The 12,302-nt window shown below is 75.4% G+C and carries 10 protein-coding genes and 1 riboswitch; of the genes, 5 read left to right on the top strand and 5 right to left on the bottom strand.

Annotated elements, in window-relative coordinates; all coding sequences use genetic code 11:
• Positions 1-74: 74 nt before the first annotated feature.
• Positions 75-178, bottom strand: a riboswitch (TPP riboswitch).
• Between the two features lie 69 nt (positions 179-247).
• The 3 genes from FB474_RS19960 to FB474_RS19950 all read left to right on the top strand — a co-directional run bounded on the left by FB474_RS19960 (position 248) and on the right by FB474_RS19950 (position 4,285).
• Positions 248-526 (top strand): DUF4235 domain-containing protein, encoded by a 279-nt coding sequence (locus FB474_RS19960; protein WP_141790622.1) that lies wholly within the window; start codon positions 248-250, stop codon positions 524-526.
• A gap of 97 nt (positions 527-623) precedes the next feature.
• Positions 624-3,119: a coiled-coil domain-containing protein gene (locus tag FB474_RS19955; protein ID WP_141790621.1), complete on the top strand. Its 2,496-nt coding sequence runs from the start codon at positions 624-626 to the stop codon at positions 3,117-3,119.
• A 38-nt stretch (positions 3,120-3,157) separates the two neighbouring features.
• Positions 3,158-4,285 (top strand): hypothetical protein, encoded by a 1,128-nt coding sequence (locus tag FB474_RS19950; RefSeq protein WP_185746290.1) that lies wholly within the window; start codon positions 3,158-3,160, stop codon positions 4,283-4,285.
• 63 nt (positions 4,286-4,348) lie between these two features.
• Here FB474_RS19950 and FB474_RS19945 read toward each other — a convergent pair whose 3' ends face one another.
• On the bottom strand, positions 4,349-4,732 hold the full coding sequence (locus FB474_RS19945) for an ankyrin repeat domain-containing protein (RefSeq protein WP_141790620.1): 384 nt from the start codon (positions 4,730-4,732) through the stop codon (positions 4,349-4,351).
• A gap of 38 nt (positions 4,733-4,770) precedes the next feature.
• Here FB474_RS19945 and FB474_RS19940 point away from each other — a divergent pair, with 38 nt between their 5' ends.
• Complete coding sequence (locus FB474_RS19940; RefSeq protein ID WP_141790619.1) at positions 4,771-6,456, top strand: glycoside hydrolase family 13 protein; 1,686 nt, start codon at positions 4,771-4,773, stop codon at positions 6,454-6,456.
• 2 nt (positions 6,457-6,458) lie between these two features.
• Here the strand turns inward: FB474_RS19940 and hutI are convergent, their stop codons facing one another.
• Genes hutI through FB474_RS19925 form a run of 3 tightly spaced genes read right to left on the bottom strand, consistent with a single transcriptional unit; the run spans position 6,459 to position 10,146 of the window.
• Entirely contained in the window at positions 6,459-7,625 is a 1,167-nt protein-coding gene (hutI, locus tag FB474_RS19935; protein ID WP_141790618.1) for an imidazolonepropionase, read from the bottom strand.
• Positions 7,622-8,971 (bottom strand): formimidoylglutamate deiminase, encoded by a 1,350-nt coding sequence (locus FB474_RS19930; RefSeq protein ID WP_141790617.1) that lies wholly within the window; start codon positions 8,969-8,971, stop codon positions 7,622-7,624. Before FB474_RS19930 ends, hutI begins: the two co-directional genes overlap by 4 nt.
• Positions 8,968-10,146 (bottom strand): allantoate amidohydrolase, encoded by a 1,179-nt coding sequence (locus tag FB474_RS19925; RefSeq protein WP_246092741.1) that lies wholly within the window; start codon positions 10,144-10,146, stop codon positions 8,968-8,970. The genes FB474_RS19930 and FB474_RS19925 overlap by 4 nt, the downstream gene beginning before the upstream one ends.
• A 23-nt stretch (positions 10,147-10,169) precedes the next feature.
• Here FB474_RS19925 and FB474_RS19920 point away from each other — a divergent pair, with 23 nt between their 5' ends.
• Positions 10,170-10,646: an aminoacyl-tRNA deacylase gene (locus tag FB474_RS19920; RefSeq protein WP_141790616.1), complete on the top strand. Its 477-nt coding sequence runs from the start codon at positions 10,170-10,172 to the stop codon at positions 10,644-10,646.
• On the opposite strand, the gene hutU is transcribed toward FB474_RS19920, so the two are convergent.
• The gene (hutU, locus tag FB474_RS19915) at positions 10,618-12,276 is read right to left on the bottom strand and encodes a urocanate hydratase (RefSeq protein WP_141790615.1); all 1,659 of its coding nucleotides are present in this window, start codon (positions 12,274-12,276) and stop codon (positions 10,618-10,620) included. The genes FB474_RS19920 and hutU overlap by 29 nt on opposite strands.
• Positions 12,277-12,302: the final 26 nt, after the last annotated feature.

Raw genomic sequence — 12,302 nt, 5'->3', positions numbered from 1 at the left:
TGTGGATACCTCGGGGAGGTGCGCACCCGTCATACCGGCGTCTGGCGTGCCACACGCAGGTATGCCGGGCACGCACCTGAGATTTCCCGACTCCCTTCGCCGGTGCTAACCGGAGCAGGTTCGAGGGTCTGCGGCGGACCGCACTCTCAGCGCTCAGGGCGCTCCCCTGTCGTTCTGCAGATGACGGTACACCCGTGGGCGTGACAGGCTCGAGGTCTGGAAGGCCCGACCATCAAGGAGGTTCGGCGTGGGCGCAGTGGCATGGAAGGTCCTCGGCACCGGTGCCGCCGTGGGGGCCGGCATCGTGGCCAAGAAGCTGGTCACGGCGGCCTGGAAGACGGCGACCGGCAAGGAGCCTCCGGCCAACCCGGAGGACCCCGAGGTGTCGTGGCCCGAGGCGGTCGGCTGGGCGGTCGCGTCCGGCGTCGTCGTGGGTGTGGCGCGCCTGCTGGCGACCCGCAAGGCCGCCCGCTACTACACCGAGTCCGCGGGACACCGGCCCAAGGGCCTGAACGAGGTCAGCTGAGGCGTGTGCTCCATTCTGAGACCCGCCCTTGTCGGGGTTACGACGGTTTGAGACTATTCCCGGCGATCCTCACCCCACACCCTGCGGAGCGACCCTGATGGACCAGATGGGCGTCGATCCCGCGGTGCACCTGCTCTCCCGTGCGCAGGAGCACGTCGACCTGCTGATGGCGCAGGTGGAGGCTGAGGCCCAGGAGCTTCGCGCACGCGCGCGCGACGAGGCCGACGAGGTGCGGCGCACCGCCCACGAGGAGTCGGAGTCCCTGCGGGCCGAGGCCTCCCAGCTGCGCGAGGAGGTCGCCGAGCTCGAGCGCGCCGGGGCCCGTGCCCGCGAGGAGGCGCAGCGGCTGAATGCCGAGCGCCAGGCCATGCTCGACGATGCCCGCGAGGAGGCCCGGCAGATCGTCGCCGACGCCGCCGACCAGGCCGCCCTGGTCAACGACGTGGCCCAGCGCGCGGCCGAGGAGCTCGAGCGGGACAGCCGTGAGGAGGCCGACACCCTGCGCTCCCAGGCGCGGGAGGACGCCCGCCGCGTCGTCGACGACGCCGAGCGGTCCGTGGTCGATGCCCGCCGCGAGGCAGAGCAGGTCCGCGAGGAGACCGACCGCACGGCGCAGGCCGCCCGGGCCGACCTCGCCGCCGAGGAGGAGCGCCGCCTGCACGAGGCGCAGGTGGCCGCCGACGAGCTCCGCGGCTCCGCCGAGCGCGCGGCGTCCGAGCTGCGAGGGCAGTCCGAGGCGCAGGCCCACGAGACCCGTGAGGAGGCGGCGCGCGACGCGGCCCGGCTGCGCTACGAGGCCCAGGCCGAGGCCGAGCGGGTCCGCGAGGAGTGCCAGCGCCAGCTGGAGGAGACCCACACCGCGGCCGAGGAGACCATGGCCGAGGCGGCCGAGCAGACCGCCTGGGCGAAGCAGACCGTCGAGGACCTGCTGGCCGGTGCGGAGGCCGAGGCCGGCCGGATCAAGGCCGAGGCGCACGCCGAGGCCGAGCAGATCATCGCCGAGGTCCGCGAGCGCGCCGCGCTGTCGCTGAAGTCGGCCCAGGACACCGCCGAGCGGCGCATCGCGGCGGCGGAGCGCCAGGCCGAGCAGCTCGCCGGCGAGGCCCAGGCCTCCTTCGAGCTCGCCTCGGCCGACGCCGCCCGGCTCATCGACGACGCCGAGGAGCAGGCCGCCCGGATCGTCAAGGACGCCACCGACCTGGCCGCGCAGCGCACCGAGCGGGCCGACCGCCGGCTGGGCGACGCCGAGTCCGGGGCGCGCGCCCTGCGCGAGAGCGCGGCCGAGGACGTGGGCCGGGCCCAGCGCGAGGCGCGGGAGATCCGCCGTGCCGCCCGGGAGGACGCGGCCCGGATCCTCACCGAGTCACGGGACGAGGCCGACGACCTGCGCGGCCAGGCCCGTCGTGCGCTGGAGGACGCTCGCAGCGAGGTCGAGAAGCTGACCGTGCGCCGCGACGCCATCGCCCAGGAGCTCGGCGGCCTGTCCGGCGTGATCGAGGCGCTGGCCGTGCCGGAGCGGACCACCCTCGCGGCCCTGGCCCTCCCGACCGGCGACCCCGCGCCGGTCGAGCCGGTTGTCGAGCCAGCCGCCGAGCCAGCCGCCGAGCAGGCCGACGAGCCAGCCGCCGAGCAGGCCGATGAGCAGGCCGACGAGCAGGTCGACGAGGCTGCCGAGGAGGCTGCGGGCCAGGCTGACGACGCGTCAGCTGAGTCGCAGGACGCCTCCGCGCTGCCTGAGTCGCAGGACGCCTCCGCGCTGCCTGAGTCGCAGGACGCCGAGGCACCGGCCGAGGACTCGTCGGTCGAGGACGCGCCCGTCCAGGCCGAGCCGGTCGAGGCCATCGCCGAGGCCGAGGACGCGGCTCCCTCGGAGGAGCCCACCCCCGCCGACGGCGAGGACGCTGCCGACGAGGTGCCGAACGACGAGGACCTGCACCACGAGGCCGGGGACGCGCAACAGCAGGCCGCTGAGGTCCCGGCGGACGAGACGCAGCGCGACGTGGCCGACGACGCGACCCCGGAGGCGCCGGTCGTCGCCACCGAGCCGGACGGTCTCGAACAGGCGACGCCCGAGGCTGAGCCGGCCCCACGCGAGGCGGCGGCGTACGGCAAGACGCCGCAGGCGCGACCGCTGCGCCTCGACCCCACCGTGCGGGTGACCTCGCCGTGGATGACGGCCGGGGCGACGCTGCAGGACGAGCCGGCGCCGCAGCAGCGGCCGGTCCCCGAGGCCACGCAGGTCATCCGCGAGCCGCACCCAGCCCCCGCTCCCGCGGCGGCCGACACCCCGGCCGACACCTCGGCCGAAACCCCGGCCGAGGACGTCGACACCTCGGGCGCGGCGCTGCTCGCTGCCCTGGTGCGCCGCTCCCCCAGCCGGCCGGTGACCGACCCGGAGCCGTCCGACCGCACCATCCCGACCCTCATCCCGGTGGTGCGTGCACCCCAGCCGCACCCCGAGCCCACCCCCGTGGCGGCCACCCCGGCGCCCGCGCCCACGCCGGCACCCGCACCCACGGCGCGGCCGTTGACGCTGGCCGAGCGGCTCGCCGGTCGCCGGCACCGCGCCTCCCACCCCGACGACCCCGCCTGACCCCGCCCCTCCCCCGAAGAAATGACAAAGAGAAGGTCATGACTGACTCAACGCAGTTCCGCACCGTCCTCCGCGGCTACGAGCCCTCGCAGGTCGAGGAGCACCTCCGCTCGCTGACCGCGGCGCTCGAGAGTGCCCGCGCCGACGCGACCCGCCAGGCCGAGCGTGCCGAGCGGTTCGCGGACGAGGCCCAGAAGTGGCAGGGCCGGGCCCAGGCCAAGCAGGAGGCGCCCTCGGCCCCGACCTTCGCCGACCTCGGTGAGCGGGTCGGCGAGATCCTGACCCTGGCCAACCAGGAGGCCGTCCAGATGCGCACGGAGGCCACCGCCGACGCGGCCGCCCAGCGCAAGGACGCCGAGGCCACGGCCAAGCGCGTCAAGGCCGACGCCGAGTCCCACGCCGCCGAGGTCCGCAGCGGCGCCGAGGCCCAGGCCGCCCAGCTCGTGGCCGAGGCCAAGCGCAAGGCCGAGAACATCCTCGACGAGGCCGACCGCGACGCGACCGCCCGCCGTGAGGAGGCCGAGGCGATCTACGAGCAGCAGCGCGCCAAGTCCGCCAAGGCGGCCACCGACTTCGAGACCACCCTCGCCGAGCGTCGCGAGAAGGCCGCCGAGGAGTTCAAGGAGCGCTCCGCCGCGGCCGAGCGCGACCTCGCCGCCATGCAGGAGCAGATCGAGCAGACCCGCCGCGAGTCGGACGCCGCCGCCAAGGAGGCCTCGGGCCGGGCGACGCGCCAGCTCGAGCAGGCGCAGGCCCAGGCCGAGCTCATCGTCAGCGAGGCCAAGTCGCGCGCCGAGCGCATCCGCTCCGAGTCCGAGCGTGAGCTGGCCGCCGCCACGCAGCGCCGCGACTCGATCAACGCCCAGCTGACCAACGTGCGCCAGATGCTGGCCACCCTCGGCGGCGTCTCCCTGCCCGCCGCGCTGGAGGAGGCCACCGCCACCGAGGCCCCCGCCGCGCCGGCCCAGGCCCCCGCTCCGGCTCAGGCTCAGGCTCCGGCCAAGGCCGAGCCGCAGGTCGAGGTCGACCCGCACGCCACGCAGGTCATCGAGCGCCAGAGCGCGCCCCAGGGCAAGCCGGCGGAGGCCAAGCCGGCCGAGGGCCAGGACGCCACGAGCTCTGACGAGTCCACGGACCGTCAGGCGGAGCCGGCCCACAAGGGCTGACCTCCCGGGTCGGCGCCCCACGAGGGCGCCGACCCCGTCAGGCCACGACGGCCGGCTGCCTCGCTATCCGTGCAGCAGGTCGGTGCGGCCGAACATCTGGGCTGTGGCCCGGGCCGTCGGGGCGCCGGCGTCCGGGTCCGCGCCCGCAGCCATCAGGGCAGCGACCACCTCGTCCTCGCCCTTGAAGATGGCTCCCGCCAGGGGGGACTGACCCCGGTCGTTGAGCCGGTCGGGGTCGGCCCCGCGCTGGACCAGCGCGGTCACCGTGTCGGCGTGCCCGTGGTACGCCGCGAGCATCAGCAAGGTGTTGCCCCGACGGTCGGTCAGGTCCACGGGGACGCCGCGGTCGACGTACGCCGCGAGCCGCGCCGCGTCGCCCTCCCGCGCGAAGTCGAAGCAGGCGTGTGCGATCTCGACGAGCTCGGGTGGGGTGCTGCTCTCGCTCATCGCGCCAGCGTAGGACCGGCGCGGCAGACTGGGTGACCGTGACCGGGCCCCAGACGACCGCCGCACGCCTCGTCCACCCCGCCGAGCCCGGACCGGGCCCGTGGCACCGGGACGCCGTGATCTACCAGGTCTACCCCCGCTCGTGGGCCGACGCCGACGGCGACGGGGTGGGCGACCTGCCCGGCATCACCGCCCGGCTCCGGCACCTCGTCGAGCTCGGCGTGGATGCCGTGTGGCTCTCACCGTTCTACCCCTCGCCTCAGGCCGACGCGGGCTACGACATCTCCGACCACCGCGACGTCGACCCGCTCTTCGGGTCCCTCGCCGACGCCGACGCCCTGCTCGCCCGGGCGCACGAGCTGGGCCTGAAGGTCATCGTCGACCTGGTCCCGAACCACACCAGCGACGAGCACCCCTGGTTCGCGGCGGCCCTGGCGAGCCGGCCCGGCAGCCCCGAGCGGGCGCGATACGTCTTCCGGGACGGGCGCGGCCACGGCGGGGAGCTGCCCCCGACGAACTGGTCCAGCGCGTTCGGGGGCGCGGCCTGGACCCGGGTCGTCGAGGCCGACGGCCGGCCGGGGCAGTGGTACCTGCACGTCTTCGACCGCCGGCAGCCGGACCTCAACTGGGACCACCCCGAGGTGCGCGCGGACTTCGAGGACGTGCTGCGGTTCTGGCTGGACCGCGGCGTCGACGGCTTCCGGGTCGATGTCGCCTCGGGGCTGGTCAAGGACCCGACGATGCCCGACTGGCACGGGCCGCTGCGGGTGCAGGGCGTCGACACCGACGGCCGGCCGCACCCCGCCCGCGACCAGGAGGGCGTGCACGAGATCTACCGCGCCTGGCGCCTGCTGCTGGAGGAGCACCGCGGCGACCGGGTGCTGGTCGCCGAGGCGTGGGTGGCCGACCTGGACCGGGTGGCGCGCTACGTCCGCCCCGACGAGATGCACCAGGCGTTCAACTTCGCCTACCTGCTGACGCCGTGGCGGGCGGCGGACCTGCGGCAGACGATCGAGGCGTCGCTGCGCGCCAACGACGCGGTCGGGGCGCCCACCACCTGGGTGCTGTCCAACCACGACGTGGTCCGGCACGCCAGTCGCCTCGGCACCCCCGCCCGCGGCGGCCGGATGACCGGCATCGGCGCCGACGACCCGCAGCCGGACGGCCCGCTCGGGCTGCGCCGGGCCCGCGCGGCGACGCTGCTGATGCTGGCGCTGCCGGGCGCGGCCTACCTCTACCAGGGCGAGGAGCTCGGCCTGCCGGAGCACACCACCCTGCCCGACGGTGCCCGCCAGGACCCGACGTTCGTCCGGACCGCCGGCGCCGAGAAGGGCCGGGACGGCGCCCGGGTGCCGATCCCCTGGGAGGCGGGCGCGCCGGCATACGGCTTCTCCACCTCCGGGCGCAGCTGGCTGCCGCAGCCGCGGGAGTGGGCCCGCTATGCCGTGGACGCGCAGCGTGGCGTGCCGGGCTCGACCTACGAGCTGTATCGCGCGGCGCTGCGGCTGCGCCGCGAACGTCACCTCGGCCGCGGCGACCTGAGGTGGCTCGACGCGCCCGAGGACGTGGTGGCGTTCGGCAACGGCGACCTCGTGGTCATGGCGAACACCGGGGAGGAGCCGGTCCCGCTGCCCGACGGCGCGCGGGTGCTGCTGGCCAGCGACGACCTGCCCGGTGACGGGACCCTGCCGCCGGACACCGCCGCCTGGGTCGTCCCGGCCTGAGCTCAGCCCAGGTCGAGGGCGCGGGCGAGCGGGACGCCCGGGCGGTAGACCAGGTGCAGGTAGGACGGGGCGTCCAGGACGGTGAGGTCGGCCCGGCTGCCCACGGTGACCCGCCCGATGTCGTTGCGCCGCAACGCCTTGGCGCTGCCGGCGGTGGCGGCGTGGAGCGCCTCGGCCGGTGTCAGGCCCATCTCGCGCACGGCGAGTGCGAGCATGAACGGCACCGAGGAGCTGTAACAGGTGCCGGGGTTGCAGTCGGTCGCCAACGCCACGCTCACCCCCGTATCGAGCAGCCGTCGCCCGTCCGGCCACGGGGAGCGGGTGGAGAACTCCACGCCGGGCAGCAGCGTGGCCACGGTGGCGGAGCCGGCCAGCGCATCGACGTCGGCGTCGGTCAGGTAGGTGCAGTGGTCGACGCTGGCGGCGCCGAGCTCGACGGCGAGCTGCACGCCCGGCCCGTGGCCGAGCTGGTTGCCGTGCACGCGCAGCTCCAGGCCGGCGGCCCGCCCGGCCAGCAGCACCTCGCGGGCCTCGTCGGCGGTGAAGGCGTGGGCGCTGTGCGGCTCGCAGAAGACGTCGACCCAGCGGGCGTGCGGCGCGCAGGCCTGGAGCATCGGGCCGGTGACCAGCGCGACGTAGTCCTCACGCCGGTCGGCGTACTCCGCGGGGACGACGTGCGCGCCGAGGAAGGTGGTCTCGGCGGTGACCTCGCGGGCCAGGCGCAGCGCGCGGGCCTCGTCCTCGACGGTGAGGCCGTAGCCGCTCTTGACCTCCACGGTCGTCGTCCCCTGAGCGCGCATCTCGGCGACCCGGGCGGCGAGCAGGCCGCGCAGCTCCTCGTCGGTGGCGGCCCGGGTGGCGGCGACCGAGGTGGCGATGCCGCCACCGTCGTAAGGCGTGCCGGACATCCGGGCGGCGAACTCCGCGGCCCGGTCCCCGGCGAAGACCAGGTGGGAGTGGGAGTCGACGAAGCCGGGCACGACCGCCCGGCCGCCCAGGTCGCGGCGGTGGTCGGCGTCGGGGGCCAGCCGCGCCGGCCCGACCCAGGCGACGTGGTCGCCGTCGACGACCACGGCGGCGTCGCTGAGCAGTCCCAGCGCGGAGCCGTCGCCGAGTGCCGGGTCACCCGTCGCCAGCTCGCCGATGCCGGTGACCAGCGTGGTGCTCACATGTCCTCCCACAGGGGCTCGATCGCCTTGCGCAGCAACGCTCCCACGTCCCCGAGCCGGTGCAGGCCGGACTCCACCACGACCCGGCCGTCGACGAGGACGGTGTCGACGTCGGCGGCGGTGGCGGCCAGCAGCACCTGCGCCGGGTCGATGCCCGCGGTGCGCGGGCTGTCCAGGCGCACCGCGACGAGGTCGGCGCGGGCACCGGCCTCGAGCCGGCCGGCGTCCTCCCAGCCCAGGCTGGCGTGCGCGGTCGCGGCGACGAGCAGCTCCTCCGGCCGGAACCGCCCGCGCTGCAACGAGTCCAGCCGCTCGTGCATCTCCAGCGCCCGGGCCTCCTCGAGCAGGTCGATCACGGCGTGCTGGTCCGAGCCGAGCGACAGCGCCGCCCCGGCGGCGTGCAGCGCACGCGCCGGGCCGATCCCGTCGGCGAGGTCGCGCTCGGTCGTCGGGCAGAAGCACGCCGTCGTGCCGGAGTCCCCCAGCGCGGCGATGTCGCTGGGCGTCAGGTGCGTCGCGTGGACGGCGGTGGTCTGCGGCCCCAGGACCCCCTCGGCCTCCAGCAGCGCCGTCGGCGTGAGGCCGTAGAACCCTTGGCACGCCTCGTTCTCCGCGGGCTGCTCCGACAGGTGCACGTGCAGCGGCCCCGCGGCCGGGACCAGCCCCCGGGCGGCCTCGGCGACCGGGGCCAGGGCCTCGCGCGGCACGGCTCGCACCGAGTGGATCGCGGCCCCGCGCCGCATGCCGTCCGAGGGCCTCAGCGCCGACAGCCGGTCCGCCCACCGCTCCACCGTCCCGTCGCCGAAGCGCAGCTGCTCCGCCCCGAGCGGCAGGTGCCCGTCGGCGGTCAGCCCGCCGGCGAGGTAGCAGGCGTCCAGCAGGGTCAGCCGGATCCCGGCCTCGGCCGCGGCCGGCCGCAACGCCTCCCCCATCGCGTTCGGGTCGGCGTACGGCACGCCGCCCGGCCCGTGGTGCAGGTAGTGGAACTCCCCGACGCAGGTGATCCCCGCCAGCGCCATCTCGGCGTACGTCGCGCGCGCCAGCGCGAGGTAGGCGTCCGGATCCAGCTGCGCGGCCACGGCATACATGCCCTCGCGCCACGTCCAGAAGGTGCCGCCGCCGGCGTGGGTGCGCCCGCGCAGCGCCCGGTGGAACGCGTGGCTGTGCGCGTTGGCCAGCCCGGGCAGCACCACCCCGGGCAGCAGCGCGGCGCCCCCGGCCGGGCTGTCCGGCGTCACGGAGGTGAACCGGCCGTCGGTGACCTCGAAGGTCACCTCCCGGGCGAGCCCGGTGGGCAGCAGCGCGTATGCCGCGTGCCAGCGACGAGCGCTGCCCGCACCGCTCATGAGGCCAGCTCGCGCGCGACGGCGGTGAGGGCCTCGACGCCGGCGAGGCAGTCGGCGTGCTCGGCGTGCTCGGCCGGCGAGTGCGAGACCCCGGTGGGGTTGCGCACGAAAAGCATCGCGGTCGGCACCCCGGCGGTGGCCAGGATCCCGGCGTCGTGCCCGGCCCCGGTGGCCAGGACCGGCGCCTCGCCGAGCAGGGCCGCCAGCCGGGCGGCCAGCGCCGGGTCGAAGGGGGTCTGCCCGGTCCAGGACTCCTCCACCGGACGCACGCCGGTGCGCTCGGCGACCTCCTCGACGACCGCGCGCACGCCCGGCTCGGCCGGTCCGCGGGCGTCCAGCCACGCCGTGACGTGGGACGGGATCGCGTTGACGCCGTTGGGTTCCACGCGCACCTTGCCGACCGTGGCGACGCAGCCCTGACCGCTGGCGGCGTCCCGCGCGGTGGTGATCGCCGCGGCCAGGGACAGCATCGGGTCGTGCCGGTCCTCCAGCCGGGTGGTGCCGGCGTGGTTGGCCTCACCGGCCAGGTCCAGGCGCCAGCGCCCGTGCGGCCAGATCGCCGAGCCGACCGCGACCGCGCGGTCGAGGTCGGCCAGCCCCCGGCCCTGCTCGACGTGCAGCTCGACGAACGTGCCGACCCGGCGCAGGGTCTCCTCGTCGCGGCCCAGGGCGCGCGGGTCCTGCCCGGCGGTGGTCATCGCCTCGGCCAGGGAGCGGCCGTCGCCGTCGCGCAGCCCGCGGGCCCGGTCGGCGTCCAGCACACCGGTGATGATCCGCGACCCGGCGCAGGCGATGCCGAAGCGCGCGCCCTCCTCGTCGACGAAGTTCACCACGCCGATCGGCCGGGAGGGCCGGAAACCCTGACGCTGCAAGGCCTCCACGGTGGCGAGGGCGGTCACGACACCGAGCGGCCCGTCATACGCGCCGCCGTCGGGGACGGAGTCCAGGTGCGACCCGAGGACCAGTCCGGGACCGTCCCGATCGGGGTCTCCCCACCACGCCCACTGGTTGCCGGCGCGGTCGACCGTCAGGTCCAGCCCGCGCGAGGAGGCCTCCGCGGCGAACCACTCGCGCAGGTCGTGGTCGGTGCGGGTCCACGCGAACCGGCGGTAGCCACCGCTCTGCGGGTCCCGGCCGACCGGGAGAAGCTCGGCCCACATGCCGTCGAACGTCATGTCATCAACCTAGGGTGGGAGTCATGTCTGAGGAACGGGCCACGGCGGCGATCGAGGCCACCGGTATCGCGCACACCGTCACCCGGCACGGCCGGGTGGGCAGCCTGGCGGAGGCCGCCGCGGCCCGTGGGGTGCAGCCGGGCGACATCGTCAAGACCCTCGTGGTCCGCCGGGCCGAGGACGACTACCTGTTCGTCCTCGTGCCCGGCGACCGTGAGATCTCCTGGCCCAAGCTGCGCGCGCTGCTCGGGGTCAACCGGCTGTCGATGCCCGACGCGGCGGTGGCGAAGGAGGTGACCGGCTACGAGCGCGGCACCATCACGCCGTTCGGCTCGACCCGCGCGTGGCCGGTGGTGGCCGACGCGACCGTCGAGGGCCGGACCATCTCGCTCGGCGCGGGCGCCCACGGCGTGGCGTTCACCGCCGACGGCAGCGACGTGATCCGGGCGCTGGACGCGCAGGTCGCCGACGTCACTGACCCTCTCGCATCGGCACCCTGACCCCGCGCTCGGCCGCGACCTGCTCGGCGAGGTCGTAGCCGGCGTCGACGTGCCGGATGACGCCCATGCCGGGGTCGTTGGTCAGCACTCGGGCCAGCTTCTCGGCCGCCAGCGCGGTGCCGTCGGCCAGCGAGACCTGCCCGGCGTGGATGGACCGGCCGATGCCGACCCCGCCGCCGTGGTGGATGGAGACCCACGAGGCACCGGAGGCGGTGTTGATCATCGCGTTGAGCAGCGGCCAGTCGGCGATGGCGTCGGAGCCGTCGAGCATCGACTCGGTCTCGCGGTAGGGCGAGGCGACCGAGCCGCAGTCGAGGTGGTCGCGGCCGATGACGATCGGCGCCTCGAGCTCACCGGAGGCCACCATCTCGTTGAACCGCAGGCCGGCCTGGTCGCGCTCGCCGTAGCCGAGCCAGCAGATCCGCGCGGGCAGGCCCTGGAAAGCCACCCGCTCGCCGGCCGCCCTGATCCACCGGTGCAGGTGGTCGTTGTCCGGGAAGAGGTCGAGCACCGCCTTGTCGGTGGCCGCGATGTCCTTGGGGTTGCCCGACAGGGCCGCCCAGCGGAACGGGCCCTTGCCCTCGCAGAACAGCGGGCGGATGTAGGCCGGCACGAAGCCGGGGAAGGCGAACGCGCGCTCGTAGCCGCCGAGCCGGGCCTCGTCGCGGATCGAGTTGCCGTAGTCGAACACCTCGGCGCCGGCGTCCATGAAGCCGACCATGGCCTCGACGTGCCTGGCCATCGAGGCCCGCGCCCGGTCGGTGAACTCCTCGGGCTTGGCCTCGGCGTAGTCGTGCCAGTCCTCCACCGAGATGCCCTCGGGCAGGTAGGACAGCGGGTCGTGCGCGCTGGTCTGGTCGGTGACGATGTCGATGTCGACGCCGCGGCGCAGCAGCTCGGGGAAGACGGTGGCGCAGTTGCCGACGATGCCGATGGACAGGGCCCGCTTGTCGGCCTTGGCCTGCAGCGCGGTCTCCACGGCGGCGTCGAGGGAGGGCGCCACCTCGTCGAGGTAGCGGTGCTCGACCCGGCGGCGCAGCCGTGACTCGTCGACGTCCACGACGAGGCAGACACCGCCGTTGAGAGTGACCGCCAGCGGCTGGGCGCCACCCATGCCGCCGCAGCCGCCGGTCAGGGTCAGCGTGCCGGCGAGGGTGCCGTTGAACCGCTTCGCCGCCACGGCCGCGAAGGTCTCGTAGGTGCCCTGGAGGATGCCCTGGGTGCCGATGTAGATCCACGACCCGGCGGTCATCTGGCCGTACATCGTCAGCCCGAGGTGCTCCAGCCGGCGGAACTCCGGCCAGTTCGCCCAGTCGCCGACGAGGTTGGAGTTGGCCAGGATCACCCGCGGCGCCCACTCGTGGGTGCGCATGACGCCGACCGGGCGGCCGGACTGGACGAGCATCGTCTCGTCCTTCTCCAGCGTGGTCAGCGTGCGGACCATGGCGTCGAAGCTGCGCCAGTCCCGCGCGGCGCGGCCGGTGCCGCCGTAGACGACGAGGTCGTCCGGCCGCTCGGCCACCTCGGGGTCGAGGTTGTTCATGAGCATCCGCAGCGGGGCCTCGGTCTGCCACGACTTCGCGGTGAGGGTGGTGCCGCGCGCGGCACGGACGGGACGGGCGCCTTCCATTGCAGTCTCCTTGGTCAGCAGCGGGT

Source organism: Oryzihumus leptocrescens (assembly GCF_006716205.1).
Classification (GTDB): domain Bacteria; phylum Actinomycetota; class Actinomycetes; order Actinomycetales; family Dermatophilaceae; genus Oryzihumus; species Oryzihumus leptocrescens.
The sequence above is the reverse complement of the archived record's forward strand: the minus strand, read 5'-3'. Positions and strand labels throughout refer to the sequence as shown.

What these genes read in the sequence shown, in the direction of transcription:
- FB474_RS19925 (WP_246092741.1), bottom strand. Translation starts at nt 10,146, where the DNA reads ATGACGTTCGACGGCATGTGGGCCGAGCTTCTCCCGGTCGGCCGGGAC.
- hutU (WP_141790615.1), bottom strand. Translation starts at nt 12,276, where the DNA reads ATGGAAGGCGCCCGTCCCGTCCGTGCCGCGCGCGGCACCACCCTCACC.
- FB474_RS19920 (WP_141790616.1), top strand. Translation starts at nt 10,170, where the DNA reads ATGTCTGAGGAACGGGCCACGGCGGCGATCGAGGCCACCGGTATCGCG.
- FB474_RS19950 (WP_185746290.1), top strand. Translation starts at nt 3,158, where the DNA reads ATGACTGACTCAACGCAGTTCCGCACCGTCCTCCGCGGCTACGAGCCC.
- FB474_RS19930 (WP_141790617.1), bottom strand. Translation starts at nt 8,971, where the DNA reads ATGAGCGGTGCGGGCAGCGCTCGTCGCTGGCACGCGGCATACGCGCTG.
- FB474_RS19945 (WP_141790620.1), bottom strand. Translation starts at nt 4,732, where the DNA reads ATGAGCGAGAGCAGCACCCCACCCGAGCTCGTCGAGATCGCACACGCC.
- FB474_RS19955 (WP_141790621.1), top strand. Translation starts at nt 624, where the DNA reads ATGGACCAGATGGGCGTCGATCCCGCGGTGCACCTGCTCTCCCGTGCG.